Here is a 25,949-nt window from a genome sequence, read left to right on the forward strand (position 1 = left end):
GATGTTTGGCGCGCGTGAGGTCGTCTCGGATATCTTCCAGCACGCGGGAGAGATCGCGGGCGCCTTCGGTCTCCACATCCGGCACGAACACTTCCACGATATTGTGCGCCATAAGCTGTCGCGCCAATGGTCAGATCAAGGCGTTCCGCGTGGCACTGCAGATGCTTGGCGACCTCACCGGCTTCGGCATCAACTACTTCGACATGGACGACTCGCGCGGGTATGTCAAGACGACCACCGAGGTGTCCTCGGACAACTCCGCGCTCATGCGCAACATCAGAAGGCACGAGAACAGCTTGGAGGGTGCTCTTGTCGGCATCAGCAAGGCGGTCATGTTCGCGTCGCGATCCTTCGGCGAAAGCATCCCCGACGAAGGCGAGGTCAAGGTTCAATTCGACGACAGCATCATCCAGGACACGGCTGCAGAGAAGGAGCAGGACATGCGCGAGGTGGGCGTCACTATGGGCGCCTGGGAGTACCGGTGTTGGTACGGCGAGGAGGAGAGCGTGACCGGGCCAGCGGCCAGGACCGGCGGCACAGATAAATTCAACTACGTGATGCTCACGGTCTCGGCGATTTGCAACGGCGAACGACTCGCAGGTTCGTCGGTTGGGATAGGGATGCAAGCTTCGGGTCCACGGTCTTCTCGCCGCCTTCTGTCTTCGCCTTCTGCCTGACTTCCTCTTCGACAACGATCTCTGCTGTTAATGCTTCTAGGAGCAATCTTCTCATCAGCGTGTTCCTCGCGAACGTTGTTTCCGCCTTCCGCACAGTATTAGCTGGCAGCTAAGTTCTGAACTGTTGTGGTCTGCTAGAATGTGACTCGTTGTGTATTTACGTTCGATTTACTCGGTAAGGATTCTTATGGGCTACAAGGATCTCGTCGAATCGGGTGCCTCGACCCCGGAGATGCAGTCGTACCTCACTGACTCGGAGCTGGTCACAGTCACCCTCCGGCTTCCGCGTACGATGCGCGACTCTGCCAAGGAGTACGCAACGCTCAACGGGCTCAACTTCACCTCACTCGTAAAGCAGTGCCTGATCGAGAAGCTCACTTCCTCGCGCGACCGGAACTAGGTGATTGGCATGTTCGACAACAAGGTTACCATTGAGTACGCATCGGTCTCCATGCCGATGAACGAGGACTTCTACGAGCAGGTGATAATCGAGCATCTTAGGGACGAGCACGGCTACGAGTACCTGCACGGTCCCGACGTGCCCCGCACCACGCCCGACTATTGCGACGTCTTCCTTCCTGCGGTGCTTCCGAGCAGCCTCAAGCGCATCAACCCCAGCCTCCCTGCTGACGACTCGCTTCCGTATAAAAGCAACGGAGGCGCATTAAAGGAGACAGACTATGGCATTATTCCCGAATCTTGGGAGTGCATGCCAATGGGCGGTTTCTTAACTGTTCGAACCGACAAGGTCGGCGATCGTGAGGACATCCCTGTCTATTCGACAACCAATAATGGCGTGTTCCCGCGAAGCGAGAAATTCAATAAAGCGCTCAGCTCAAGCAACAGCAAGAATAAGATCATTGAGCAGGGTGATATTGTGTTCGGGATGAGCCGTGAAATATTCAATTTTGGCGTCATGAAAGAGGCTATAGGCTCTGTGAGCCCCGCATACCACGTCTATTACGTAAACGAACAAATCATAAACGCAGAGTTTCTTGAAATATTCATGAGATACTGCCCTGACTATTTCCGTTCACTAATTAGGCCTGGAACACGCGAAGGACAAGTCCTTGATAAGGCAGAGCTCGCGAACAGACCTGTAATGATTCCGCCCCTTGCTTTACAAACAGCATTTGTCCTGATAAGGACGCAGCTTGCAGATAGCGTCATGAATCTTACCAAGGTCGAGAATTAAACATGAGACAGATGGACCTCATAAAGAGCTTCATTTCTGGCTCTACGAGTGGTGACGCCCTCAGCCTGCATATACGTGGTGAACAACTCGTGCATTACAACACTGCAATACTCGAACGGCATGAAGGCAAGTACATTTTGAACTACACCCGGTACTCTTTAGCTACGGGTAAAGTGCAGAAGATGATTACTAACACGATTGAGCCGGGGAATCTCGTCTACGTGTCTGGCGTGCCATCTGATACGCGAAGCTCCCTTGCAGACTTCCTAAGTCCCGAAGATGGCGAAGAGGATACGGAGCCTAATCACTATCTCATGGAAATAGAACACAGCTCTTTCGGACATGGCTACGTTACGAACATTACGCCTGGTTTAATGGAATGTAGATTTGGAAAGCAGTTAAAAAAGCTCATATATCCACAGACGATCGAGAGCGGAATCGTACGGGTCATCATGGATTGCCGCGACAACAAGGATTGATTCTGATGGACCAAAGTAATCACAACAATGGAAACAGAGCCCCTAATCTTTACCCCATGGTCAGAGACCAGGGTGGAACCATCATGGTTACTCTTTCTGAATGGGTCAACGCGCTCGTGTTCGATCACTATGACGCAACTCATAACCCCGCCGGAAGGAAGAGGACCTTCGACAGCAACCTCGATTCGGACAGGGCTGGGGTGCTGACCTATCTGGGGACATACTTTCCACGAAGCCTTGCCGAGACATTCGTGATATTCGATAGCCTGTTATCCGACAAGAGCTTGGCAAGCTCGCTCGCATGCGAGCCAAGCATCAATATCTGCTCTGTCGGAACTGGCACCGGTGGTGATCTGCTCGGCCTGATACTCGCAATAAGCAAGTGGATACCTAACGCGATGCAGCTAAACATCGTCTCCATAGAAGGAAATGCGGAGGCGCATAAGGTGATGCGCGGTGTTATCGGCGAAGCACAGACGCGCGTTGGAATAAACATCGATCTAAATTCAGTGAATCACGTGTTCGAGGCACCGAAGCCCTTTGACCGCATCAGAGACATTTTGCCACAGTACCCTCAGTCTTTCGACTTCGTAATCAACTCGAAGATGCTTAACGAGCTCGATAAGGCGCATGTCTCCGAGCAGCCCTATCGTGAGTTCTGTTCTGCCTTCACTGCAACGCTTAAGCCTACGGGCATGCTTATGGTCTTGGATGTGACCTCACCCAACGGAGCTGGCGGACGATGGACGCCAGCTCTCCTAAACGGTCAAGTCAATGAGTTCCTCGCCGGTAATGCCCGTTACAAGACAGTACTGCCCCTCTTATGCAACAGATTCGAGGGCGAATGCGGACGCAGCTGCTACACACAGAATGCAATCTACGTCAACTATAGGAGTGTAGCGAACGAATGTTCTAAAATCTGTTATCGTGTCATTGGGTCTGCCGAACTGGCCGAAAAACTCTCCGGCTCAGTCGCCCTCTGGAATTGTCCGATAACGGAGGACAACAGGACACACTGCCAAGAGTTCAATGAGATAGACTAGCCGGGAAGGGGCCATAGATCGTGAGTAAGAAGAACTTCTACATCAGGGAATCGGAAATGGACGACTTCCAACGCAAGGTCGTCAACCGTAGGTCGGAGAACTCCCTCATCGTCCGCGGATGCGCCGGAAGCGGCAAGTCGGTGATAGCGTTCTGGCGCCTGCATGACATCGTATCCAACAACAAGGGTACCGTTCAGATTGTCGTGTACACGAAGGCGCTCAAGGATTACTTCGTCGAAGGCTGCCGAGGCGAGGGAATCGACCCGAGGCTGATTGACTATTGGTACCACTGGAGACAGAACCCGTACCCGACAGACTACATTCTGGTAGACGAGGCCCAGGACTTCTCCGAGCGAGATATTGCTATGTTCAGAAGTTACGCGCAGAAGGCGCTGCTTCTCTACGGCGACTCTTCTCAGCAGATTTACGCGTTCAGAAAGGGTCCGGATGCGCCCGCCAACATGGAGGAGATTCAGCGCTTCACTCAATTTCCGACCGAGCAGCTCGTGTTCAACCACAGGCTGCCCGCCCAGATCGCACGTGTGGCCGAGTTCGTGAACGCGGAGAATGACGACCTAGTGAGCAGATGCAAGGACGAGGGCGACGAGAAGCCCTACTTCTTGAGCTTCAATTCGAGGGAAGAGCAGCTTAACACGATTATCCATATCGTTCGCTCCAGGGGTTTGGACGACGTTGGGATTCTTCTCCCGAAGAATGACCAGGCACGTGCGACCGCTCAGTACCTGAGCGGCAACGGGCTGAATGTCGAGGCGAAGTACAACGAGGGCCAGAGCTCGCACAACACCCTCAACTTCGCGACCACCAACCCGAAGATCATGACCTACCACAGCGCGAAGGGACTTCAGTTCAGGGCAGTGTTCCTGCCGGAATGCGAGAATCCGGCGCTTGCAGGATTTTTGGAGCCCTTCTACGTGGCCATGACGCGGTCTTACCAATCCCTCTACATCCTGTACACCGGGCAGATGCCGGCAGTCCTGCAGAGGATACCAAGAGACCTTTACGAAACCGATATAAGAGCAAGGGAGACTGAGGTACTGTGAGCTATTACGTACTTACACTCGCATCGAATCTCGGCAACATCCTTTCGACCGAGACGATCTCACCTGCCTCGTTATACGCCAGGCGCAATTACGGGTTCAGATTCTTCGAGACTATTGGCGAGGACGACGATGCGGACCTCATTCGCCTTTACGCCAATCAACCCGCAGCCCCGAGCGTTGATGAGGACAGCATCGCCATGGTTCTCGAGCTCGACGAGAGTCTGGTAAAACATGTGATCGACGGCCTTGATAGTGGGTTCTGGACGGCCGAGACCATTCGCATCGATCCTATGAAATGCAGGTTTGTCTTCTACTCGGAACAGGACCTGAACGCGGCATTCAATGGCGTCCAGAGGAGCATTGAAGCGAAGTTCTCCGGCAAGTATCGGGCGAAGGCAAAGGTTATGATGCCCGAAGAGCCGGGCGCGACCTTGTTCGACATGGCTGAGCAGCCCCTAACCGATGACATTGAGACAAAGCTCGATTGCTTGGAGGCGAAGCCTGAGGACATTGACCGATTTGAGAGGCTCGACAGGATGAAGGGGGCGATATTCGGCTACTGTCTCGGGTTCTACTACTCGCTTCCTAAGGCGGGAGAGATTCGAGATGATTATGTCGAGTATCTCGGAGTCGTCGACAACCTGATCAATTCCGTCACTCAAGCGCATACTGAAGAGCTCGAGGCTTACCGATGCACTCTGGAATACGTGCTTTACCGATTTGGCATGAAAGCCATGTCTACGAAGGCAAAGCCCATCGGACGGATGAAGGAAGCCGACGTAAAGTCGTTTAACCTCGAAGAGGAGCTGCGAAGCCTGCGCAGGATGGCAGCAATAGACCTGTCCGCCGGAGACCGTAACGACTCTTTCGCACTAAACATGTATAGGACGGATCTCGAAGAGAGGATTCGCAAGGCAAAGGACGACTGCACGAGGACTACTCCGTTCAAGGCGGATCTCAAGCCCTCTGTCGACGAAGGAAGCAACGGACCTATGCTATGCCTACCGGAAAAAGACGGTGAGCTGGCACAAGCGCTGATCAATCACCTGATACGCGCCGACGTGTTGGGCAAGGCAAGACGCAGCCTCGGATACCAATTCGCGCTTGAGTGCGGCAAGGAGATAAGAAACCGCGTTGGCGACCGCTGGGAAGGCAGCGGCGAGCGCGAATACGTCAACCGGCTGTTGCCTCATCTGAACAACATGGATGAGTTCGATCCCAACGACAATCCCGGCATCGAAGATGAGAGTTCCTTCGAGGCGCTGAGGATACTTGCGTTGTTATGCGAGAGACAGGACAGCGAGGAACTTGACAGCTTCTATCGGTACCTGCTGATCAAATGCCAAGTGGCGGATCTCTGCCTACCCTTTGCGCTCTGGGGTGCGGCGTTCGGATTTTCCGCAATCCCAAAGACCCTATGCGATTCGATGTCCAAGGCCACGGAAGACACTGCCAGGGAGCTTTTTGGCGCTGTCCTTGCGTTGCTCGAAAAGTAGGACTGGTGCGGCCATGATCATCAGCGCAAGTCGCAGGACAGACATCCCCGCTTTCTACTCTGAGTGGTTCTACAAGCGCCTTGAGGAGGGATTCGTCGTCACTAGGAACCCCTTCAATGCCAATCAGCTGACAAAGATTAGGCTGGATTCCGACGTTGTCGACGCAATCGTCCTATGGACCAAGAACGCTAGGCCAATGCTGGAAAGACTCGACGAGCTCGATGCGACCGGCATCCCTTACTACTTCCAGTTCACGATCACGCCCTACGGGCAAGATCTCGAGCCTCATCTGCCCGCCAATAAAACTGGTCTTATCGAAACGTTCAAGGTCCTCTCCGAGAGGATAGGACCCGAGCGGGTGATCTGGAGATACGACCCCATTCTCTTCAGCGAGAAGTATTCCATGGGTTTCCATAAAAGCGCATTTGCCAAGTGTGCCGACCTCCTCGAAGGCTCGGCTACTCGCATCGTGATCAGCTTTCTCGACATGGACTACAACAACACCAAGAACATCCAGAGTCTTGGCATAAGCGACGGGTCTGCGGATGAGAAGAACGAGCTCGCCGCTTACATCGCAGATGTCGCGCGAGGATATGGCATGACGGTCGAGACCTGTGCCGAAGAGATTGACCTCGATGCCTGCGGCATAAAGCACGGTCATTGCGTCGATGCTGACCTTATCGAGAAGATTGCCGGAAAATCCCTGTCATCTAGGGGCAGAGGTAAGGATAAGAACCAGCGGCTCCTTTGCGGCTGCATCGGAAGCACGGATATCGGCGTCTACAACACCTGCTTGCATGGCTGCGCATACTGCTACGCAAACTACTCGCAAGGTTCCATCAGGGCGAATTGCGAAAAGCACAATCCCGAATCCGCAGTGCTCATTGGAACCTGCAACCCCGAGGACCTACCCTTCAAGAAAGATCAAAAGAGCTTTTTCACCGGACCACTTGAGCCAGAACAAATGCAGCTACTCTGAGGCTGCGCCACCACCAGCTTGTGACACGCTGCGACAATGCCCGTACCGGTAAAGGTGCGGGCATTGTTCGTCTCTGCCTGCCTTACGAGACGAAAGGCAGGCAGGAACATGGACGGTGAGACCAATGGCAGCCAGGAAGCCACGCAGATGTTCTCGAACTGCGCGAGCCTGGCGACGATCTACGCCGATGCGGACTGGGCGCTGCCTTCGAGCGGCTTGACCGGCGCGCAGTACTTCTACAACTGCAAGGCGCTGGTGGGCGGCGCCGGCACGGCGTGGACGAGCAGTAAGACGGCGTACACCTACTTCCGCATCGACACGGCTGGTACGCCTGGGTACCTGACGGCTGCATAACAAACGCTTTCGATTCGTTTATGTCCACCTCCAGCGGTAGAATTGTTGTGTTCAACAAAGCTATCGTTGAGAGGTGGACATGGACGATCTGTCTGTTCAAGTGGCACTAACTTGCCCAACGTGTGGGTTTACTGAATTTGCGTACGAAACGCCAGCTCCCGGCCAAGGTTTTACTGATGACTGGGTTTTTACCTGCGGTCATTGTGAAAGATCACTTTCAAGGGCGGAGCTTATAGAGGCAAATGCCGAGTCAATTGATACGACGGTTAGCGACATGGGCGACGACATCGTTGACGCTCTTGCTAAAGACCTTAAGAAAGCGCTCAAGAAGCAGGGCTGGGAGATTAGATGACAATAGATCCGACTTTTACCACCTTGGCACCCATCGTAATATCAAGCCTCAGCCTTATAGTCGCTACCGTCAGCTTTGTTATGAACTATAGGCTCAATAAGCGAGACAAGGAACGTAGCGAACAGCTGGCCGAGATGCAGCTACGTCTTCATGAACTTCAACTGCAGAAAGAAGAACAGGCGGCGGAGAAGCGTGAGTCGTCGAAAGTGGAAGCTCATCACGTGCTGGTTGGACTGAAGAATCACTACATACGTATTGCCAACACTGGCGGAACCACGGTGACTAACGTTACTTGCGAATGCGACGATGATAATGCGCCTTACGCATTCATACAGGACAAAGAACCTTTTGAAAGGTTGGAGCCAGGAGAGAGCTTTGACGAAACAGTGCTCTTTGTTAGCGGGTCGCCAAGCAAATTTGTGATTACGACACGTTGGCTAGGAACCGATGGCGAAGAGCACAGTAGGGACAACATCATTACTTGGTAGCTAGGAATCACAGAGTTACAGCCCACTAATAACTGAATTTGTGACGCAGTCAGACACTGCCTCCCGAGGACGAACAACGCGATCTCGGGAGGCAGTTCTTTATGGAGTCAATCATCGTCGCGTGCATCACGGGGGCGGCCGACCTTCTGGCTGAGTTTTCCATCAGCGAGACCGGGGGCGTCGACGGCGAGCCCGGCGACCAGACTGGGCGCGAGAGCCGGGTGCGCGGCTACTATAGCGGCCACTGGGACGGGATACTGCACTACAACGGCAGGGCGGACGGGGTGGTTTGCCTTCCGACCCTTCCCCTGATGGCATCGACGATCTGGCACGGCGTGTGCTCGCTGGAGAGTTCGGGAACGGCGACGAGCGCAGGACGGCTTTGGGCGATAAGTATTCTGACGTTCAGAGCCGTGTTAATGAGATCTTTAGCACTGGTTTGCCCTCTGGCTCTTCTAGTCCTTCAGCTGACATCGACGCGCTTGCCCGTGCCGTAATCAATGGCGACTACGGCAACGGAAAAGAACGAAAGCGGCGTTTGGGTTCGAGCTATGCATCCGTGCAACGACGCGTGAACGAGCTGCTGGCGTAGGGCTTTTGGTTAAGGTCGCGTTTGTGGGCTTTAGTCGATGGCGTTCACGGTCTTTCGAGACGCGAGAGGATTGTACCCACCAACTCCTCGCCCTCGATGCGCGAGATGGCGAAGCTCTTCTTGCCGGCGTCCTTGAGCGATGCGCCGACGAAGAAGCCCTGCACGCCGTCCAGGATGAGGAACCTGTCGTGGAAGGCCGTCGTATGCCGGATCTCCAGCCGCGGGTACTGCGCGTTGAAGGCGTCGACGTCGTGCTGATCGAGGCGCGTGTGAGGGTGGGTCCAAACAACGACATTTACGCCGCCTTGCTTCTTTGCAAGGATGCTGAGCGTGTCCGTGTCCACGTAGCCGTCGATCAGCACTATCTCGTGCTCGGCTCGCCGCACGAGCGACACCAGGAGCTCGAAGGCGTCCCACACCTGGCCGTCGAAGAACACCTTCTGCTTCGGCGCCTCGTGCGTGTCCATGTAGTCGAACACCCGCTCGAAGCGCTCATCGGTGGTCTTCTGGTACTCCAGCAGCTTTAGCTCCACGTCTCGCACCTGCTCGAACATGGCGGCGTTGCTGGCGATGAAGTGGCGCATCTCCACGAAGGCATCCATGATGCGCACGCTCACGTTTACAGCAGTGTCGCTTCTGAGCACGGCGGAGAGCATCGAGACGCCCTGTTCGGTGAACACTCGGGGCATGTACCGCCACCAGGATATCTGTTTTCCCAGTTCGGGGTGTAAGGTCACAATCTGTGACCTTAGATTTTCAGCCTCATCTCGCGTGAGTCTAAAGCAGAAACGCTCGGGGAAACGGTTAGGATTCCTTGTGACGGCTTGGTTGAGCACTTTGGTCTCGACCTGATACAGCTTCGCCAGGTCGCTGTCCAACATAACCTGGGTACCACGAACCGTGTATATAAGGTTGCGTATAGCCGGCTCGTTCGCGGGGACGATTGCGACCGTCGCATTTTCCTCTTCTTCTGTCATGGTTCCGCCTTTCTTTTTCAGTGGGTCGAATTGTATCAAGCGGAGAGGGCGCCTGCAGCAAGAGCGCCTTCCCGTCGGTCTTTACCCGATTTCCGCCGCCCGCCGCATGCCGGTGGTGAGCGCGAGTTCCACGGCGACGCCCAGGGGCTGGGGCTGGGATGCGCGGGCGAGCTGCAGCATGCGCGTGCGCTCGGTGCGGTTGAGCGCGTTGATGGGCGTCTTCACCCGCTTTGGCGGCTTGCAGAAGTCGCAGGGGTTCTTGGTGATGAGGTCCTGTGCGACTCCCCACTTCATGACCTGCTTGAGCAGGCGGAAGGGCTTGGCCACGCTCTTCGGCGCGTATCCGTCGCGGGTCATGCGGGCCATCCAGTCGTTGACGGTGGCGATGGTCACCGACGTGAGCTTTTCGGCCCCGATGTATTTGGCGATGATGCGGGATTGGCCTCGGTAGTCGCGCACGGTGGAGGGCTCAATCGTGCCGGACTCCTCCTTGTAGTCCACGAATCGATCCATGAACTCGCGCACGGTAACGCCCGCGGCGAGCGCGCCTCCCTTGCGCTCGAGGTTAAGGATGAGTTCATCGCGCTTCTTTTCGGTCTGCTTGCGGGTTTTTGCCTCCACCTTGTGGTAGGTGCGCACCACCTCTCCGGTGAGGGGGTTACGATGCGAGAGTGTGACTTCCCACATGCCCTCTGCCCCTCGTTGCCGGATGTTGCGCGTAGTGTAATTGAGCTCTGCCATGGTCTTGCCTTCCTTTCTTCCGAGCTCGAAGGCAATTCAATTGCCACCATGGTTGCCACCATAATTGCCACCAACTGGAAGCTGGGAAGGTTGGAAAGGCAGATTTTGAGCGGAAACAGTGATTAGGAAAACCACACGCCCACCACATTTACCAGCGGTTTCTGGAAACGGTGAGAGCGGTGACTTGAACTATGACACCCTCGGGGTCGCTCATAACCCGGAGGTCGTTGGTTCAAATCCAGCCCCCGCGACCAACTTCAATAGCAGGTTGGATAATCCGAAAAGATTATCTGACCTGCTTTTTTGTTGTCAATTAGTCCGCTTGAGCAATCGCTTTCAGTCGTTTCAGTCTGCGAAGTATAATGCTTTGCATCTGAAAAGGGGCAGGAAACTGTGATCAGACTGAATGGGGATGCAAAGCAACAGTAGAGAAAAAGCTGAACGCGAAGAGATAGACAGGCTCTGAACGCCGAAATTTTACACATCGTTGCACGTGAGGATCAGCTTGTCAGAAGATCGATACCATAGTCGTAGACATGAAAGGCGCTGTTTGATGCCAGATAAAAAGAAAAGTGTAGACATCGTCCGCTCCAGCGCTGCTGAATACCTGACCTTCATCGCTGCCGCAGGCGACGGTGACATCAATGCAATCTACGCAGATGAAAATGTCTGGCTTACTCAGAAGATGATGGGCGTTCTTTATGACGTGACAACGCCGACTATCAATGAACATCTCAAGAAGCTTTATATGGATGGCGAGATAGATGAGGGTTCAACTATTCGGAAATTCCGAATAGTTCAAGCAGAGGGCTCACGCGAGGTGTCTCGTGAGGTGAATCACTACAATCTTTCGGCCATCATAGCTGTAGGTAACAAGGTCGATTCTCAGAGGGCGGTTCAGTTTAGGAAATGGGCAAACGCGGTTATTGAGAAGTTCACCATCAAAGGATTTGTGATGGATGATGAACGCCTTAAAAATGGCGGCAGCATTCTTACAGAGCAGTATTTCGAAGAGTTGTTGCAGCGCGTAAGGGAGATAAGGCTTTCTGAGCGTAAGTTTTATCAGAAGATAACCGATATATATGCTACGAGCGTCGATTACGATTCGACCGCCGAAACTACACGGCAGTTCTTTTCTAAGGTCCAGAACAAGCTTCATTGGGCAATTCATGGAGAAACAGCTGCAGGAACGATTTACAATCGCGCAGATTCTGAAAAAGAGCATATGGGCTTGACCATATGGAAGGATGCTCCAAAGGGAAAGATCCAGCGCTTCGATGTGGTCATTGCGAAGAACCATCTATCCGAGGATGAGCTAAGAGCAATTGCCCAAGCATGAAGCGGAAACTGAGCCGGGTGATTCCGATGAATAAGATCGAGGAGATGGATTGAGCGTCTTTGCCCTGATGGGGTGAAATATGGGGCGCATGTTCAGCAGTTCTAGGTGGTGGTTACGGGAAACTGGTTTGCGGGTAAGCCAGCGGGAAAAGGGAAATTTATGTCAGTGTTCTTCATTGAGTATCGCTCTCGGCTAGTTCTCTTTGCTCCGCGACTAAAAGGAGTGGAGGCTCGTGCGGGCATTCATAGCACTAGAACTGTCAGAGAGCTTGTCAATGAGGTGGCAGGCATGATGCGGGTGTTGAGCGATGTGCTGTGCTTTCTCGTCATTGTCGGCTTTCCGGGTTGGCGGAACCTGTTCTAATGAAGTGTCCTTCTTGGACTGCCGCGAATGTTGCTGCGGCGCACGCGGGGATAGCCGGGGCTACAATGCCAAAGAACGGGATGGCGAAAGGCACAAGAAACGTTACGAGTCCTGCAACTTTATTGGCGGTGGTATGGAGCATGACCATGCGCTTTGCAACCACAAAGCCACTTATCACATTTGCTATTTTCACAACAGCTATCGCTGCGACCCAAATCCACAGCCACGGCGGCATCGAGACAACGGGCAGTATCTTAACCAAACAAACGATGACGAGAATAAGATCCGCAACACTGTCGAGCATAGCGCCTAGCTTACTTTCCGTCCCCGTCCTTCTCGCCACAAAACCATCGAGCATGTCCGTTAGACCGGCAATGGTGTAGATGATAAGGAAGGCGGGCGAGAGAGCAGCCGGTATTAGCAGCGCGACGCTAAGCGCGATCCTGCATATGGTGAGCGCGTTCGCCAAACCCCTCGCCTTCCAAACTTTTGCCTTGATCTTCTCAATATTGTACGGCACGGGGCTGTTTATGACGCGGGCATACAGCTTTTCGCTGGTGACGATTTGCACGTATATGTACTTCAGGATTGACGCGGCGGGGGCGGCGGGTATTTGACCATTGCGTAAGTTTTTGTGGAGAAGTTCTTCTTGACGAGTCTCACATTACCATATTTTCGTCTGGATTTGCAGTCTTGAACTGGGTACCTCTTCGCGGTATTAGACATTGACCGCGATTTGGGAAGGGGCTGTGCGTATGGGCGCAAACGCTTGGCTCGCCATGAGGATGGTGGGTGGAACAGAGGATATGCTGGACGAGTTGAACAGGCGGCTCGCCGTAAGCGATATGGCTATCACGGGCGAGGATGTCCGTATTCTGGCGGAGCGTAGAGCTGAGTCTCTTGCGGAAACAGAGCGTGTGGAGTTCGGCACGCCTGCCGTTTTCATGATCGCTGAGGCTGTTGCTTCCTCTCCGAGTATCGCTCAGGACGTAGTGGCGGACACGCTTGCCGACCTGCAGGATGCGTTCTATATGCTTCGGGACGAACTGCCGGTTGACGTGCCTGACGTGGAGATTACCGAAGCCCTGCGCGGCTGTCTAGACGAATGGGGTGATGCCGCCGTGATCGCCTCGATGTCGGCGGATGAGGTCATGGGCTTTTCTGCTGAATATGTGCGGGCAGCTGAAGCAGAAGGATCTGAGGCGTACCGCATAGTGGATGACGAAGGGCACGCTTACACATTCGATGCTGCCGAATGGGACTACAACGAGCAAGCCGACGGATGGGATGGAGAGAGGTGGGCTGATGGCTGGGACGATTAGCAGATATGGGCTCACCCCCGACATTGACAGGGCAAGGGAAAACTTCGCCCGCCTGATGATGCACGTGGTCGATTTGTACTGCGCAGGTGGAACATCGAGTATATCCGCCTACGAGGCGCACGAGCTGGCAACGTCGGTGGTCTACGCGCTGGGCATCGCAGACGCCACGCCCGAGGAAGCCGCCTGCGTTCTTGACGCGGACGACCCCGTTGCGCTCTGGCATGAAGCTATTCGAGAGCTGGAAAGACGGATGGATGATGCGCTCATCCTCTGGCGCGAGGCTGTAACCATTATGCCGCCCATTCGCAACATCGCCCTGAGGGATACGTTGGCTAGTCTGGGCGAAATAAAGAGACGCTACGACGTATATTTCGCCGCGCACGAGATTCCCTGCGACATCGATTATCAGCTGAGCGCGCCCGTGAACTCAAACCTCATAGGCATCGACTACGTGGAGGCGTGGCTTGCACAGCTTCTCGTCGAGGTGCGCTGGATCACGCAGTTCGACGTGGGCAGTTGCATCTCTGTGCTTGAGAGAATTTGTCCCGACTACCGCGGCTTGCACGTAAACCTCTACGACCTGCTGTTTCCCCACAAGGACGAACTGGCGCCCGCGATGGTCTTCTAGCATTCCAGCTGTCGGAGTTTAATGGGTTTAATGAATTTACATCACGAAATAATGCAGCTATTGCTATCAATGGCTCTGTATTTCATCATCTCATCTATACGGAATATAATAATTACACGCTGTAAAACAGTATAGAGAGTGAGATGTATGAAGGTTATCAGTCTGTTCAGTGGTTGTGGCGGATTAGACCTTGGTTTTGAAAAAGTGGGTTTTGAGATACCCATTGCCAATGAGTTTGATAAAACAATTTGGGAAACATTTAAAATAAATCACCCCAACACCAAACTATTGAAAGGCGATATTAGAGATATTGACGCAGCGGAATTTCCTGACAATGTTGATGGAATAATTGGTGGACCACCGTGCCAATCGTGGTCAGAAGCAGGCTCTTTAAAAGGAATTAACGATGAAAGAGGGCAACTTTTTTATGACTACATAAGAATTCTAAAAGAAACAAAGCCTAAATTCTTTTTAGCGGAAAACGTTAGTGGAATGCTTGCTAATCGCCATTCGGACGCTGTTCAAAGTATTATGGATTTGTTCGAAGGGTGCGGATACGATGTTTCAAGAACTCTTGTAAATGCTAAAAATTACGGAGTTGCCCAAGAGCGTAAAAGGGTTTTTTATATTGGGTTTAGAAAAGACCTTGGTATTGACTTTACATTTCCAAAAGGTTCAACAGAGAACGACAAGGATAAACTCACACTAAAAGATGTAATTTGGGATTTGCAAGAAACTGCTGTTCCTGCTAATGAGAAGAACAGACATAATCCCAAAGCAATAAATAACAATGAGTATTTTATTGGTGCTTATTCGCCAATTTTTATGAGCAGAAACAGGGTTAAAGGATGGGATGAACAAGCATATACCGTTCAGGCATCTGGAAGACAATGTCAACTCCACCCGCAAGCGCCTAAAATGAAAAAGATTGCAACGAATAAATGTGTTTTCGAAGAAGGAAAAGAAGACCTGTATAGAAGAATGACAGTGCGGGAAGTTGCCCGAGTTCAAGGATTTCCAGACAATTTTCAATTCGTTTATCAGAATGTCAACGATGCGTATAAAATGATCGGGAATGCTGTTCCAGTAAATTTAGCCTACGAAATTGCACAAGCTATAAAAAATTCACTAAACAAAGAAAACAAATAGTTATGACAAATAGAAGCAACGATTTTGGTAGAGCCTATGAGTTTGTCTTCATAAATTTGCTCAAAGAGGAAATACAAAAATTTAGACCTGTTGAACTTGAAGAAAATAGCAGTTATTTTGCTGCTAAAAGTTCTTGGGGGAAAATTGATGGCAAGCTAAAAAGGCTTTTAAAAATTAGTGCCTCTGTTGTCATTCCGACACTGTTTGATATGGAGCCACTAATCGTTGAAGATGGATTAGATTGTTTAGAACTAAAAATTCAAAAGGATAGTGAAGGAATTATTGGTGACGTTAGAGATATTCTAATCATTAGAAGAAATATCAACTGGGAAATTGGGTTAAGTCTAAAACATAATCACTTCGCTGTGAAACATAGTAGATTAAGTTCAAATTTAGATTTTGGGGAGAAATGGTTTGGTGTTCCCTGTTCTAAGTCTTATTGGGATACTGTAACTCCTATCTTTGATTACCTGAAAAGGGAGAAGCAAAACGGAACAAAATGGAAGGACTTGCCGTCAAAAGAAGATAACGTATATATTCCCTTGTTACTTGCCTTCATTGAAGAGATAAACAAATCATATTCTGTTGACTCTGAACTCCCTGCTAAATTAGTTGAATATCTTTTAGGTTTCTTTGACTTTTATAAAATTATTTCTCTTGATAATAGAGAAATATCGCAAATTCAAGCTTATAACATTCACGGTACATTGAATAAATCCAGTTCGATATCAGCGCCTAAAATTAATATTCCTGTTAGCCAACTTCCTACTAGAATAGTAAGCCTTGCTATAAAACCGGGTAGTAATAATACGGTTGAACTTTACATGAATAACGGTTGGCAGTTTAGTTTTAGAATTCATAATGCCTCTACGAAAGTTGAGCCAAGTCTAAAATTTGATATTCAAATTATTGGTATGCCTGTAACGGTAATTACAATAAATTGTTCTTGGGTTGATTTTTAGATTTCATGGCATTTCTGCTTTCATTTCTTCATTCCGAAAACCCCTATACAGCACACCGCGTATAGGGGTTATGTGCGATCCTTCTCCCATTCTTCTCGCGCGATGTATGCGATGTGCTTGGTTCGAAGTATTCGCACCATCACAATATGGATGCTGAGATGGCGCTGCATATAGAATGTCACTTGTAGGCGACAATACTGGTGAAGTGTTGCAACTTTCAATTGGTGGATTCGCAAGAAAAAGCCTCATAGAATTAACCGGGAGGTATGAAAGATATGATCAATCAGAACATTCTCGCGCTCAGAACAAGGCAGGGCATGACTCAAGAAGAACTAGCCCAGAAGATTGGCGTGGCAAGGCAGACCGTCGCGAAGTGGGAGGCGGGAGACGCTATTCCCGACCTAGACAACGCGACGCGCCTTGCGCAGATATTCGACGTAAGCATCGATTCGCTCGTTCATCACGATGAAGAGCAAATTGGCTACCCTGTACCGCCGCGCGGGCTGCACATCTTCGGTGTTGTGCGCATGGGCGAACGCGGGCAGATTGTCATCCCCAAGAAAGCCCGCGACGTGTTTGACCTTAACACCGGAAGCGAGCTACTCGTGTTGGGTGACGAGTCGCAAGGGCTTGCGCTGCAGCGCGTGGAGGACGCCATCGCCGAGTTGGAAAACTTCGGTCGTGCCATAAGCGAGAGAATCTCTGACTGACTACACGAAAGGAACCATATCATGCAGACCGAATTCGTAACTATGGACATGGAAAACAACCTCGCATGGAACGCCGAACTCGAAGGATATAAGCCTGTCATAAAAGAATGGGCAGCAAAGGGCTACAGCTACTGCGGCTTTGTTCCCGTGAAGTTTGGACCTACGGGAAAGACTCTTGTCATCGACTTGGTTTTCCAGAAAGCTTGATGATCCGCAGGCAACAACAATCGCCAGCAGTATAGCAATGGCTATATAGATTTTCCGACGGCTCTTTTTCGGCGCATCGCTATGCAGTGTTTTCGCTTTCATTGTTTAGTCCTTTGAAAAGTCATAAGAGAAGCCAAGAATGCATCTAACAAGCGCGCGCTACGCCGTGAACACGCCGCTTGAGATACTGTAGATGATTCCGACGATGCCCAAAACAATAACGATGGCGCAAAGAATCTTCTCGGGCGTGGTGAACATCTTCAGAATGTTGCCCTTCTGACCTGCCTGCCAACGACCAACAATGAAAATTGGAATGCCGATGGCATACACGAAGGCTGCAATCATCAGGTAATTCAAGCCCGCTGCATAAATAAGATACAACCCGAAAATCGTTCCAATGATGCCCGTAACCAGTCCGTTGGTCTTCGAAAAGCGCACTCCATTTTCGCCCTTCTTCCACGGTTCCTTAACAGCAACCTTCCATAGGAACAGCGCACAAATTAGGTAACAGGGCATAGCCATAACTGACGTGATGGATATCATGGTGTTCCAAGCATTACCGCTTGTGAAATGGCACAGGATTAGCAGCACCTGAATGATTATGGTGGTCCAAAGCAGAGAATAACTCGGTGCGCCCTTCGAGTTTTGCTTCGTGAATTTCTTGGGGAAGATTCCGTCGCGCGCTGCAAAAAGTGGCATCTGACCCAGCATAAGCATCCATACAAGCCATGATGACAGCACCGAGATAATAACGCCAACATTTACCATGACAGCACCCCAAGCACCGAACTTCTGCTGCATAATAGCCGCCATGGACGGGTCCGACATGCCTGCAATCTCGGCTTGAGTGTAGACACCCAGCGGAAGAAGGGACACTAACACATACAGCACTAATATGATGAGATATCCGATAGTTGTTGCTTTCGCCACATCGTTTTGGCTTCTTGCCTCGCCCGATACAACAACCGCGCCTTCTATTCCAATGAACAGCCAAAGAGTTACAAGCATCGTGCCCGATACCTGATTCATAACATCGCCGAAATTGAACGTAAGTGCATGTCCGTCTTTCGCCACTCCCCAGAAGGCATCCACGAACATACCGAATTGGAAAATGGTTATGATGAGCACGAGGAATACCAGTACGGGCAAAATCTTGCCGATGGTGCCAATAATATTGATGAACGCACCGCTTTTAGATCCGCGCAGCGCAAGCCAAAGCATCGCCCATGTAATAACCGTGGCACCGATGATAGATGGCCAATTATTGCCTCCCTCAAACATTCCCGGGAAGAAATAGTCCATAGTGGACATGATAAGCACTCCGTAAGCTACGAGTGCAAAGCAGTTGCAGATCCAGTATCCGTAGGCGATAAGGAAGCCCACGAATTTGCCGAACCCGCGTTCCGCGTAGGTGTACAGACCGTTCTTCAGGTCGGGTTTCACTTGCGCGAGCACGCGGAAGGTGTTCGCGATGAACCAAATGCCTACGCCGGTGATTGCCCAAGCGATAATCTGGCTTCCCGCTGACGCGCTTGCTGCCATATTCTGCGGCAAGTCATATATGCCCCCGCCCACCATAGCCGAGATGACGATCGCAATCAGTCCGATAAGCCCGACTTTCTTTGCGTCGGCTGATCTCTTAGCCGGTTTTTTGCCTGTTCCGATTGAAGCTGTTGGCGCTTTTGTCGGGGCGTTGGAAGGTGATGCCGGGGCGGCGACCGTGGTTGATTTTGTTTCAGCCATGGTAATCTCCTAACATCGAAACCGCTTGGTGCGACCGCTTGGTCGCACCGCACAAAACCAAACTTACTTGAGTCCTGTCAGTGACTCGAACTGCTGATCTTTCAACCATTCGCTAATGGTCATGTCGTTTAGCTTGCTGAATCCTTCAGCTGGGATAGCGTCTTTCGCCAACGTGACGTAAGGACCTACCGTGATAGCATTGCCGATCTGATTCGGCTCCATCATCAAATAGTTGTAAGAGATATAGGTACGATCGAAGAGCACACCGGAATCGTTCCCGCATTCCACGACAGACCAGACAATCTCGCGTTGGTGCTGATCAAGGAAATTTACCAAGTCTTGCTCGTTGTCGTTTTCGGTCCACACACCAGCGTCTTCTATGAATAGATTTGCTGCATAATCGGGGTCGGTTGTCAGCGATATAGCAATGAAGCACCACACGCCATAAGCCTCGCCGTCTTTGAGAGGCCGGTCTTCCTTTGGGCGATAGGCTGTTACTCCTTTGTTAGCGCATATAACGTGCGCGCCCGGAGCAGGATGATAACGGCGGTCGGAATCGGTGCCGAATAGTTCAATGCCTGCATGGATGAGGGGCTTACCGTCGTAGACTTCAAGCTTTGAGCCGTCGAATTGCTTCTCGGCGAAAAGCGGCTGAATCTTGCCATTCTTGATGTCGTCGTGCATGGCAAGGTCGTGCCCCCATATCTGCCCTTGGATACCGTTGAACGAACTTGCTGTCAGCATATTTATCTGACCGACGTAGGCATCGGCACATTCGCCCTTGTCGTAGGTAACGATTTCGTCGATTAGCGCGTCCTTGGTCTTGTCAACCGCGCCGCAAGAGACTTTCAACACGTTTACATAGCCGTTACCGTAAGCGCCGGGCATGCCATAGCCGTCGCACCACTGGTCATAAGGGCTTATGGCGGTCCTGTCGATGTGGGGTCTGCGCATTTCCTTATGCTTGCCAATTGCGGTTGCAATCATTCTGTTATCTCGTTTTTCAGAAACCATTTCGATATCATCCTTTCAAAAGGCGATGCTTTTTCTGTTGTAAGGTCATTTAACCTTCGCTTGTCATAATTGCGAGAGAGAGGATGGCATTGTTGCCTTTCTGGTAACGCAACGTTATGCGATTGAAGCGAAGCATGGTGCAAGCTGCCTCTACTTTATAAAGCCTGTATTTCTGAAGCGATTCTGAATTATTCCCTGAGTGAGTGGAAAATATGCTACGAAATTTTGCACAGGTTCGGGCAAGACCTCCCACCATTAGCCCGAAGCGCTCACATAGCTTCCGCCAGTACTCTGGTGAATAAATGGAGGGTTTGGAAATTGAGCTATCGGCGAATGTTGCCAGTACTTCGTATCGCCGCACATCGTATTTTTGAATAAAGGCATAAGAACTTTATATTAGCAACTGATTGTGTGGCAGTTACCATTCGAGGTGCCAGTCTCGTATTGATTTTACCTCTCACACGTAAATCAAAGAAGGGGGACGTATGGATCAAGAATGGAGAACCGTTCTCGAAGATGGGACATGTGTTACCAGAAGTTGTGCTTGGTCGCCTCCGGGTGATCATCCTGTGGGATGCGGTGTAAGGCTTTTCGTTAAAGATGGAAAACTCGTTAAGGTAGAAGGCGATCCGGATCATCCTGTTACGAAGGGTCGGCTGTGCCCTAGATGCCTGACATTGCCTGAGTACTTAAATCACCCCGACAGGATTCTCTATCCAATGAAGCGTAATCGTGAGGATCGAGGAAAAGATGCTTGGAAGCGTATTTCGTGGGATGAGGCACTTGATCTGATTACTGATGAAGTAGTTCGGGCGCGAGAAACTTACGGCGCAGAGTCTATTGTTGAGTTCACTGGTACTGGGCGCCAAGCCGTTATGTATTGCATGATGTTCGCAAACGGAATTCTTGGAACGCCCAATGTTTGCTACTCGCAGAGTGGATATTCATGCTATGGACCCCGTACAGTTGCGACAGCATACGTTATGGGTGTTGGGTATCCTGAAATTGACAATGCTTGCAGGTTCCCGGATACATATGATCATCCGGGGTGGCAGCGACCGAATTATATTATTTTATGGGGTAAGGCACCGCTTGAGTCGAACCCGGATGGTTTTTTTGGACATTCGATAATCGACCTAATGAAGCGCGGGACGAAGATTATCAGCATAGATCCTCGTATTAATTGGATCGGAACGAAGGCTGAATATCATTTACAACTTCGACCGGGCACCGATGCTGCTCTCGCTATGGCCATGCTGAACGTGATAATTGGCGAAGATCTTTACGACCATGACTTTGTGGAGAACTGGACATATGGGTTCGATGAACTTGCTGAAAGAGTAAAAGATGCTACTCCAGAATGGGCAGAGGAGATAACTTGGGTCAAAGCAGATAAGATTCGTGAAGTAGCTCGAATCTATGCGAAGAATACTCCGTCATCCATCGCATGGGGTCTTGCCATCGATCAGAATAAGAACGGTGTTCAAGCTGGTCATGCCATTATGGCGCTCATGGTAATTACTGGTAATTTTGATGTTCCGGGTGGTATTTCTGTTGGCATGCGCGACAACAATCTTGAACCGCTCCAGTCTCTAAACCGTTGGGAGATCCTTCCAGATGAGACACGAAATAAAATGATTGGTAAGCAGGAATATCCTGCATTGACCAATGTTCTCGGACAATGTCAGCCCGACCTTGTGCTAGATGCGTTAGAGACGGGAGATCCATATCAGCTTCATGTAGGATTCTTCGAAAGCTCGAATCTTCTTACTCCAACGGCGTGTGCTCAGCCGAAACGTTGGCGAGACGCTTTGCGAAAACTAGATTTTATTTTTGCGCTGGACACTTTTATGAATCCTACAATCATGGCTTGTGCAGATGTTGTGTTGCCGCTAGCAAGTTATGCCGAGGGTGATGGTGTTGTTCTCACTCATTACGGCCTCAATGTATCTTTTGTAGGTCCGATTAATAAAGCATTGAGCATGGGAGAATGCAAGTCAGAGATCGAGGTGATGCTCGATTTGGCAAAGCGGTTGAATCCAGATGAATGGTCGTGGAAAACACCAGAGGAAGTGCTTAATGCAAAACTAGGTGGGCTTACATTTGAGAAACTGAGAGAGATGGGTGTTTATCAGCCTCAGGTAGAGTATAAGAAGCATGAAAAGGGTCTTATTCGACCAGATGGACAACCGGGCGTTAACACTCCTACCGGAAAAATCGAATTGTATTCGACTGTGTTTGAGAGTTTTGGCGAGGATCCGCTGCCGTATTATACTGAGCCACCATATAGTCCTGTTTCGCAACCTGAGCTAGCAAAAGAATTCCCTCTGATTCTGACAACTGGTGCAAGGACTTTTGCGTCATTTCATTCAGAGCATAGGCAGGTACCGAGCCTTCGCAGGTTGGTTCCTGATCCCATTGTGGAGATAAATCCAGAAACGGCGGATGAGTATGGTATCAAGGAAGGCGATTGGGTTCTTATTAAAAACATGTTTGGCGAGGCGCGGGAGAAGGCTCATCTAACGCCGCTCATTAATAAAAACGTGGTTCATGCCCAGCACGGTTGGTGGTATCCCGAAGAGGATCCGGAGGAGCCGAATTTGTTTGGTAATTGGAAATCAAACGTCAATAGTCTTATGCCTCATAAACAAATTGGTCATCTTGGTTTTGGCTCCAACTACAAAAGTACGATTTGCTCTATTGAGCTGGCTGATTAGATGAAGGGAGGAGAAATGCATCAGAATGCGCTTTTAGTCAATTACGACTATTGTACTGGGTGTAAATCATGCGAGATTGCATGTCGTAATGAATTGGGTTTGTCTGCTGATCAATGGGGCATTAAAGTTACTGAAGTTGGACCATTTCAAATTGATAATGAAAAATGGGAGTGGGATTATGTCGCTGTTCCCACGCAGCTTTGTACACTTTGTGAAAATCGTGTCGCTGAGGGCGCAAAACCCGCGTGCGCACTTCATTGCCTTGCTTCGGTTATTGAATATGGTCCTGCAGAAGATTTGGTAAAAAGAGCCAAGGATAGAGGCTTAAAGAAGAGCGCCATCTATCTCATATAACATAGATGTTCTTTTTAGCACTTGGCTTAATTTAATGAAACAAAAATTGAGTCTCGTTTCTATTGACATGATTATATGGAGACGAGACTCATGTTTTTATTAGTCAAAACTATATTAGGATGAACAAAAAGCAGTGTTATGTAGCTATTTAACGTGGTCTTTTCCTAATAGTGTAATAATCTCAGGGATAATCGGATTCTTATTATCTGAGCGGAAAACAAGTCCAATTATACTGGAAGGAAGATTAAGCTTCAGTGGACGGCTTTCGAGGGAAAACGACTTTGCATATTCTTCTTCAGCTTCCAACCCTATATATACACCAAGATTTGAAGCTGCCATGATAATGCCCGTTGCTGCATCTTTTACAGGTAAAATATCAGAGAACTTTATGCCTCCGCTCACAACTGAAGAGAAGCCTTTGCCGAGCTGTTTGCGAACTCCGCCACCACCTTCATAGACGATAACGCTGCGGTCTTCAAGATCCCTTGGAGATATGGTGTCATGGGATGTAAGTGTATCGAAAGCAGGACAAAATAAACGAAATGGTGTACTGAAAATTGGAGTAAAAGTTAAATTTTCAGAATTTTCCAATTCGTTTTCGATACAAATGGCTGCATCAAGAGCATGTGTCTCCACAAGTGCGGGGAGAGCTAGAGCATCATCGCTTCGAATAACAACTTTGCCTTCTTTGTGCTGTATATTGTAAGTTCCTATTGCAATGCTGAGCCATTTCGATATCAGCGACGGACTGCATCCGAGTGAAAATATAGTAAACGGTCTGGCTTTCGAATGTTGGACTTGTTCTATTGTTCGTTTGAGCGAGGGCAGAATGGAGGAAAAGCCTTCTCTAAGCTCGATTCCTGCAGGAGTAAGCGAGAGACGATGTCCATTTCTTTTGAAAAGTTCGACTCCTATTTCCGTTTCTAGGTTTTTCATTTGGTGAGTGACCGCTGGTTGGGTCATATAAAGCTTTTTTGCAGTTATGGTGAAGTTAAGGGTTTCGCTGGCAAGCATGAAGCATTCGAGTTGCTCGATAGTAATCATGTGGCTGCACCCTTCAGTTGAGAAATTGCGCTTTGAAATCATAGCAACACGTGAAATATATAAATATTTTAACAGCTAGTGAAAGCTTTCGGGCTGTTTTTATCTATGCATAACAGACAAGAATAGTTACATAAATATGGTTTATTTTGTGCTGTCAACACGGATGGTATCTTTAGAAAGAACTCTGTAAAGAGGAGTTCCAGAAAATTTAACCCATAAGAGAAATCAAGAAATATGAAAACAGTAGTTGTATTCAAATGGTGCCGAGATCCGCAAGATGCTCGCGTGCTATCAGACGGAAGTGTGTCTTGGGATGGCGTAAAGATGTCGGCATCAGATGACGATCCAGCTGCTATGCAAATCGCGAAAGCCTTGTCGTCAGAAGCGGAAATTGTGGGCTTAACAGTAGGTGATGGGAAAAAGGATTGGGCAGCAGCGCGTGGTGCCGATAGTACGGTCGTTGTTGAGGATGTTAACAGTGACGTTGACGGTGCAGTTATGGCAAGTGTTCTTGCGGCTTCGATTAAGCGTATACCCAGCGTGGACGCTGTGGTAATAGGGGACTCAGATTGGGATTATTCGGTTACAACTGCTCTTATTGGAAAGCTTGGATTGACGGCTTATGCGGGAGTAATCGACGCTGCTGTGGATAACGGGGAAATCAAACTTACTACAAAGGATGTTGATGGTGTTAGAGTTGTTACAACCAGAACGCCTCTTTTGATAATCGCCAAAGCACTGAGTGGAGAGGTTAACCCTCCCGGAATGAAACAGACATTGGCGGCTCGAAAGAAACCGGTTGAGAGCTTCTCGGTTTCCGATTTAGATATCGAGTTTTCAAGTAGCGCGCTTTCAGTTGGGACCCGTCTTTCCGAGAACAAAGCAGCCACTATCTTTAATGAAGATGACTTAGCTACTTCTGTGAATCGGTTACTTACTGCTCTACGCGATGAAGGGGTTCTGGAATAAATGCCGAACTATAAGTTTCGACAACATCTCCGAAAATGAGGAAGATATGATTGACAAGAGTTGGGTTATCGTAACAGATTTACGTCGAGCGGGTGGTATGTTGGCGGCTGCTCAATCCGCTGGTACAGAGCCAATCGCTATAGTCATTGGGGATGAGAATTTAGCTCAGAGAGTAATTCCGATGGGTTTTTCTCATGCAGAACTATTTATTACGCCAGAAAAAGTTCCTCCGGAGGCTTTAGCGCCGGATGTTGCACGTAAGGCGTTAATTGAAAAGCCTAGGCTTGTTCTTGGAAATGATTCACCCTCAACGCGAGTCATATTAGGACATATTTCGGGTGCAATCGATTCCTCTGTTTTAAGCGCGGTTCAGAGGATCTCTCGCGAGGGCGATGATATTGTTGCAGAATGCCAGATTGCCAATGGAAAGGCTATTGAAACCATTAAGGTGTCGGGTGCCATCACGCTAATTTTTAATGGCCCTGATAAGGAAGTCAATATAGCTACAGAAGCCAATATAGAGACAATTAAGAGCGAAGGTACCGGAGATAAGGTTATCGAAAATAACCGTTCAGGTAAAACCGGTTTGTCTACTGCGGATTGTATTGTTGGTGTTGGTATGGGGCTTAGAAGCAAGGATGATCTTGCCATCATAGAAGAACTAGCAAGAGCATTGGAAGGTGAGGTTGCGTGTACGCTTCCGGTTTCGGATAGCGTTCACTGGTGCTCATCGGACAGAGTATTGGGGTCATCTCACAATACTGCTGCTCCCGAACTTTACTTTGCAATTGGGATATCTGGCTCGCCAAATCATACATCTGGTGTTCGTGATGCAAAAGTTGTTGTGGCGATTAATAATGATCCAGATGCTGAGATATTTAGATTCAGTAAGTACGGCATCGTAGGTGATTTGTATGAAGTTGTGCCAGTTATTACTTCGGCTTTGACATAGTCCATTACGGACTTTAAGGAAACAAGGAAGATGGTAATTTGA

At 49.8% G+C, this 25,949-nt stretch carries 29 protein-coding genes; 23 read left to right on the plus strand and 6 right to left on the minus strand.

Going from position 1 to position 25,949, the window contains the following annotated elements; translation table 11 throughout:
• Window positions 1-149: 149 nt before the first annotated feature.
• From G7Y37_RS04675 to G7Y37_RS04730, 12 genes are all read left to right on the plus strand, one after another.
• Entirely contained in the window at window positions 150-677 is a 528-nt protein-coding gene (locus tag G7Y37_RS04675) for a hypothetical protein (protein ID WP_206214098.1), read from the plus strand.
• Between the two features lie 187 nt (window positions 678-864).
• Window positions 865-1,077, plus strand: a complete 213-nt coding sequence (locus G7Y37_RS04680) for a hypothetical protein (protein ID WP_165062316.1) — start codon at window positions 865-867, stop codon at window positions 1,075-1,077.
• Window positions 1,078-1,086: 9 nt separating this feature from the next.
• A complete protein-coding gene (locus tag G7Y37_RS04685; protein WP_165062317.1) occupies window positions 1,087-1,872 on the plus strand; it encodes a restriction endonuclease subunit S in 786 nt (261 codons plus the stop codon).
• 2 nt (window positions 1,873-1,874) lie between these two features.
• Window positions 1,875-2,351 carry a hypothetical protein gene (locus tag G7Y37_RS04690; RefSeq protein ID WP_165062318.1) on the plus strand — a complete coding sequence of 159 codons (477 nt, stop codon included), beginning with the start codon at window positions 1,875-1,877 and terminating at the stop codon, window positions 2,349-2,351.
• An 83-nt stretch (window positions 2,352-2,434) separates the two neighbouring features.
• Complete coding sequence (locus G7Y37_RS04695) at window positions 2,435-3,394, plus strand: hypothetical protein (RefSeq protein ID WP_165062319.1); 960 nt, start codon at window positions 2,435-2,437, stop codon at window positions 3,392-3,394.
• A 20-nt stretch (window positions 3,395-3,414) separates the two neighbouring features.
• On the plus strand, window positions 3,415-4,455 hold the full coding sequence (locus G7Y37_RS04700) for a 3'-5' exonuclease (protein ID WP_165062320.1): 1,041 nt from the start codon (window positions 3,415-3,417) through the stop codon (window positions 4,453-4,455).
• Complete coding sequence (locus tag G7Y37_RS04705) at window positions 4,452-5,951, plus strand: hypothetical protein (RefSeq protein WP_165062321.1); 1,500 nt, start codon at window positions 4,452-4,454, stop codon at window positions 5,949-5,951. The genes G7Y37_RS04700 and G7Y37_RS04705 overlap by 4 nt, the downstream gene beginning before the upstream one ends.
• Window positions 5,952-5,964: 13 nt before the next feature.
• Window positions 5,965-6,930: a DUF1848 domain-containing protein gene (locus G7Y37_RS04710; RefSeq protein ID WP_165062322.1), complete on the plus strand. Its 966-nt coding sequence runs from the start codon at window positions 5,965-5,967 to the stop codon at window positions 6,928-6,930.
• A gap of 108 nt (window positions 6,931-7,038) precedes the next feature.
• Window positions 7,039-7,284, plus strand: a complete 246-nt coding sequence (locus G7Y37_RS04715) for a hypothetical protein (RefSeq protein WP_206214099.1) — start codon at window positions 7,039-7,041, stop codon at window positions 7,282-7,284.
• Window positions 7,285-7,363: 79 nt separating this feature from the next.
• Entirely contained in the window at window positions 7,364-7,636 is a 273-nt protein-coding gene (locus G7Y37_RS04720) for a hypothetical protein (protein WP_165062323.1), read from the plus strand.
• Entirely contained in the window at window positions 7,633-8,124 is a 492-nt protein-coding gene (locus G7Y37_RS04725; protein WP_165062324.1) for a hypothetical protein, read from the plus strand. Before G7Y37_RS04720 ends, G7Y37_RS04725 begins: the two co-directional genes overlap by 4 nt.
• Before the next feature lie 289 nt (window positions 8,125-8,413).
• Window positions 8,414-8,716 carry a hypothetical protein gene (locus tag G7Y37_RS04730; protein ID WP_255463933.1) on the plus strand — a complete coding sequence of 101 codons (303 nt, stop codon included), beginning with the start codon at window positions 8,414-8,416 and terminating at the stop codon, window positions 8,714-8,716.
• A gap of 44 nt (window positions 8,717-8,760) precedes the next feature.
• On the opposite strand, the gene G7Y37_RS04735 is transcribed toward G7Y37_RS04730, so the two are convergent.
• Window positions 8,761-9,693, minus strand: a complete 933-nt coding sequence (locus G7Y37_RS04735; RefSeq protein ID WP_165062325.1) for an ORF6N domain-containing protein — start codon at window positions 9,691-9,693, stop codon at window positions 8,761-8,763.
• 81 nt (window positions 9,694-9,774) lie between these two features.
• A complete protein-coding gene (locus G7Y37_RS04740; RefSeq protein WP_165062326.1) occupies window positions 9,775-10,434 on the minus strand; it encodes a phage integrase SAM-like domain-containing protein in 660 nt (219 codons plus the stop codon).
• 553 nt (window positions 10,435-10,987) lie between these two features.
• Between G7Y37_RS04740 and rhuM the strand changes: the two genes are divergently transcribed.
• Window positions 10,988-11,773: a RhuM family protein gene (rhuM, locus tag G7Y37_RS04745; RefSeq protein WP_165062327.1), complete on the plus strand. Its 786-nt coding sequence runs from the start codon at window positions 10,988-10,990 to the stop codon at window positions 11,771-11,773.
• A gap of 325 nt (window positions 11,774-12,098) precedes the next feature.
• Here rhuM and G7Y37_RS04750 read toward each other — a convergent pair whose 3' ends face one another.
• A complete protein-coding gene (locus G7Y37_RS04750) occupies window positions 12,099-12,707 on the minus strand; it encodes a CDP-alcohol phosphatidyltransferase family protein (RefSeq protein ID WP_206214101.1) in 609 nt (202 codons plus the stop codon).
• Window positions 12,708-12,891: 184 nt separating this feature from the next.
• Between G7Y37_RS04750 and G7Y37_RS04755 the strand changes: the two genes are divergently transcribed.
• The 6 genes from G7Y37_RS04755 to G7Y37_RS04780 all read left to right on the plus strand — a co-directional run bounded on the left by G7Y37_RS04755 (window position 12,892) and on the right by G7Y37_RS04780 (window position 17,114).
• Entirely contained in the window at window positions 12,892-13,458 is a 567-nt protein-coding gene (locus tag G7Y37_RS04755) for a DUF6323 family protein (RefSeq protein ID WP_165062328.1), read from the plus strand.
• Window positions 13,442-14,086: a DUF6179 domain-containing protein gene (locus tag G7Y37_RS04760; protein ID WP_165062329.1), complete on the plus strand. Its 645-nt coding sequence runs from the start codon at window positions 13,442-13,444 to the stop codon at window positions 14,084-14,086. Before G7Y37_RS04755 ends, G7Y37_RS04760 begins: the two co-directional genes overlap by 17 nt.
• A gap of 147 nt (window positions 14,087-14,233) precedes the next feature.
• On the plus strand, window positions 14,234-15,235 hold the full coding sequence (locus G7Y37_RS04765; protein WP_165062330.1) for a DNA cytosine methyltransferase: 1,002 nt from the start codon (window positions 14,234-14,236) through the stop codon (window positions 15,233-15,235).
• 2 nt (window positions 15,236-15,237) lie between these two features.
• Window positions 15,238-16,197 (plus strand): HaeIII family restriction endonuclease, encoded by a 960-nt coding sequence (locus G7Y37_RS04770; RefSeq protein WP_165062331.1) that lies wholly within the window; start codon window positions 15,238-15,240, stop codon window positions 16,195-16,197.
• A 266-nt stretch (window positions 16,198-16,463) separates the two neighbouring features.
• Entirely contained in the window at window positions 16,464-16,907 is a 444-nt protein-coding gene (locus G7Y37_RS04775) for a helix-turn-helix domain-containing protein (protein WP_165062332.1), read from the plus strand.
• 21 nt (window positions 16,908-16,928) lie between these two features.
• The gene (locus G7Y37_RS04780; RefSeq protein WP_165062333.1) at window positions 16,929-17,114 is read left to right on the plus strand and encodes a hypothetical protein; all 186 of its coding nucleotides are present in this window, start codon (window positions 16,929-16,931) and stop codon (window positions 17,112-17,114) included.
• Window positions 17,115-17,273: 159 nt separating this feature from the next.
• Here the strand turns inward: G7Y37_RS04780 and G7Y37_RS04785 are convergent, their stop codons facing one another.
• On the minus strand, window positions 17,274-18,857 hold the full coding sequence (locus tag G7Y37_RS04785) for a basic amino acid/polyamine antiporter (RefSeq protein WP_165062334.1): 1,584 nt from the start codon (window positions 18,855-18,857) through the stop codon (window positions 17,274-17,276).
• Window positions 18,858-18,920: 63 nt separating this feature from the next.
• A complete protein-coding gene (gene hdcA / locus G7Y37_RS04790) occupies window positions 18,921-19,871 on the minus strand; it encodes a histidine decarboxylase, pyruvoyl type (RefSeq protein ID WP_165062335.1) in 951 nt (316 codons plus the stop codon).
• A 485-nt stretch (window positions 19,872-20,356) separates the two neighbouring features.
• Here hdcA and G7Y37_RS04795 point away from each other — a divergent pair, with 485 nt between their 5' ends.
• Entirely contained in the window at window positions 20,357-22,588 is a 2,232-nt protein-coding gene (locus tag G7Y37_RS04795) for a molybdopterin-dependent oxidoreductase (RefSeq protein WP_165062336.1), read from the plus strand.
• Between the two features lie 15 nt (window positions 22,589-22,603).
• Entirely contained in the window at window positions 22,604-22,942 is a 339-nt protein-coding gene (locus G7Y37_RS04800) for an oxidoreductase (protein WP_165062337.1), read from the plus strand.
• Window positions 22,943-23,086: 144 nt separating this feature from the next.
• On the opposite strand, the gene G7Y37_RS04805 is transcribed toward G7Y37_RS04800, so the two are convergent.
• Window positions 23,087-23,986 carry a LysR family transcriptional regulator gene (locus G7Y37_RS04805; protein ID WP_165062338.1) on the minus strand — a complete coding sequence of 300 codons (900 nt, stop codon included), beginning with the start codon at window positions 23,984-23,986 and terminating at the stop codon, window positions 23,087-23,089.
• Window positions 23,987-24,220: 234 nt separating this feature from the next.
• On the opposite strand from G7Y37_RS04805, the gene G7Y37_RS04810 reads away from it, so the two are divergent.
• Together G7Y37_RS04810 and G7Y37_RS04815 are read left to right on the plus strand one after the other, a co-directional pair.
• Window positions 24,221-24,955 carry an electron transfer flavoprotein subunit alpha gene (locus G7Y37_RS04810; protein ID WP_165062339.1) on the plus strand — a complete coding sequence of 245 codons (735 nt, stop codon included), beginning with the start codon at window positions 24,221-24,223 and terminating at the stop codon, window positions 24,953-24,955.
• Window positions 24,956-25,001: 46 nt separating this feature from the next.
• Window positions 25,002-25,907 (plus strand): electron transfer flavoprotein subunit alpha/FixB family protein, encoded by a 906-nt coding sequence (locus tag G7Y37_RS04815; protein WP_165062340.1) that lies wholly within the window; start codon window positions 25,002-25,004, stop codon window positions 25,905-25,907.
• The last annotated feature ends 42 nt before the right edge of the window (window positions 25,908-25,949 follow it).

Source organism: Adlercreutzia sp. ZJ154, from assembly GCF_011039055.1.
Taxonomy (GTDB): Bacteria; Actinomycetota; Coriobacteriia; order Coriobacteriales; family Eggerthellaceae; genus Adlercreutzia_A.

What these genes read in the sequence shown, in the direction of transcription:
- G7Y37_RS04680 (WP_165062316.1), top strand. Translation starts at nt 865, where the DNA reads ATGGGCTACAAGGATCTCGTCGAATCGGGTGCCTCGACCCCGGAGATG.
- G7Y37_RS04685 (WP_165062317.1), top strand. Translation starts at nt 1,087, where the DNA reads ATGTTCGACAACAAGGTTACCATTGAGTACGCATCGGTCTCCATGCCG.
- G7Y37_RS04690 (WP_165062318.1), top strand. Translation starts at nt 1,875, where the DNA reads ATGAGACAGATGGACCTCATAAAGAGCTTCATTTCTGGCTCTACGAGT.
- G7Y37_RS04695 (WP_165062319.1), top strand. Translation starts at nt 2,435, where the DNA reads ATGGTTACTCTTTCTGAATGGGTCAACGCGCTCGTGTTCGATCACTAT.
- G7Y37_RS04710 (WP_165062322.1), top strand. Translation starts at nt 5,965, where the DNA reads ATGATCATCAGCGCAAGTCGCAGGACAGACATCCCCGCTTTCTACTCT.
- G7Y37_RS04715 (WP_206214099.1), top strand. Translation starts at nt 7,039, where the DNA reads ATGGACGGTGAGACCAATGGCAGCCAGGAAGCCACGCAGATGTTCTCG.
- G7Y37_RS04720 (WP_165062323.1), top strand. Translation starts at nt 7,364, where the DNA reads ATGGACGATCTGTCTGTTCAAGTGGCACTAACTTGCCCAACGTGTGGG.
- G7Y37_RS04725 (WP_165062324.1), top strand. Translation starts at nt 7,633, where the DNA reads ATGACAATAGATCCGACTTTTACCACCTTGGCACCCATCGTAATATCA.
- G7Y37_RS04735 (WP_165062325.1), bottom strand. Translation starts at nt 9,693, where the DNA reads ATGACAGAAGAAGAGGAAAATGCGACGGTCGCAATCGTCCCCGCGAAC.
- G7Y37_RS04740 (WP_165062326.1), bottom strand. Translation starts at nt 10,434, where the DNA reads ATGGCAGAGCTCAATTACACTACGCGCAACATCCGGCAACGAGGGGCA.
- rhuM (WP_165062327.1), top strand. Translation starts at nt 10,988, where the DNA reads ATGCCAGATAAAAAGAAAAGTGTAGACATCGTCCGCTCCAGCGCTGCT.
- G7Y37_RS04755 (WP_165062328.1), top strand. Translation starts at nt 12,892, where the DNA reads ATGGGCGCAAACGCTTGGCTCGCCATGAGGATGGTGGGTGGAACAGAG.
- G7Y37_RS04760 (WP_165062329.1), top strand. Translation starts at nt 13,442, where the DNA reads ATGGCTGGGACGATTAGCAGATATGGGCTCACCCCCGACATTGACAGG.
- G7Y37_RS04765 (WP_165062330.1), top strand. Translation starts at nt 14,234, where the DNA reads ATGAAGGTTATCAGTCTGTTCAGTGGTTGTGGCGGATTAGACCTTGGT.
- G7Y37_RS04770 (WP_165062331.1), top strand. Translation starts at nt 15,238, where the DNA reads ATGACAAATAGAAGCAACGATTTTGGTAGAGCCTATGAGTTTGTCTTC.
- G7Y37_RS04775 (WP_165062332.1), top strand. Translation starts at nt 16,464, where the DNA reads ATGAAAGATATGATCAATCAGAACATTCTCGCGCTCAGAACAAGGCAG.
- G7Y37_RS04780 (WP_165062333.1), top strand. Translation starts at nt 16,929, where the DNA reads ATGCAGACCGAATTCGTAACTATGGACATGGAAAACAACCTCGCATGG.
- G7Y37_RS04785 (WP_165062334.1), bottom strand. Translation starts at nt 18,857, where the DNA reads ATGGCTGAAACAAAATCAACCACGGTCGCCGCCCCGGCATCACCTTCC.
- hdcA (WP_165062335.1), bottom strand. Translation starts at nt 19,871, where the DNA reads ATGGTTTCTGAAAAACGAGATAACAGAATGATTGCAACCGCAATTGGC.
- G7Y37_RS04795 (WP_165062336.1), top strand. Translation starts at nt 20,357, where the DNA reads ATGGATCAAGAATGGAGAACCGTTCTCGAAGATGGGACATGTGTTACC.
- G7Y37_RS04800 (WP_165062337.1), top strand. Translation starts at nt 22,604, where the DNA reads ATGCATCAGAATGCGCTTTTAGTCAATTACGACTATTGTACTGGGTGT.
- G7Y37_RS04805 (WP_165062338.1), bottom strand. Translation starts at nt 23,986, where the DNA reads ATGATTACTATCGAGCAACTCGAATGCTTCATGCTTGCCAGCGAAACC.
- G7Y37_RS04810 (WP_165062339.1), top strand. Translation starts at nt 24,221, where the DNA reads ATGAAAACAGTAGTTGTATTCAAATGGTGCCGAGATCCGCAAGATGCT.
- G7Y37_RS04815 (WP_165062340.1), top strand. Translation starts at nt 25,002, where the DNA reads ATGATTGACAAGAGTTGGGTTATCGTAACAGATTTACGTCGAGCGGGT.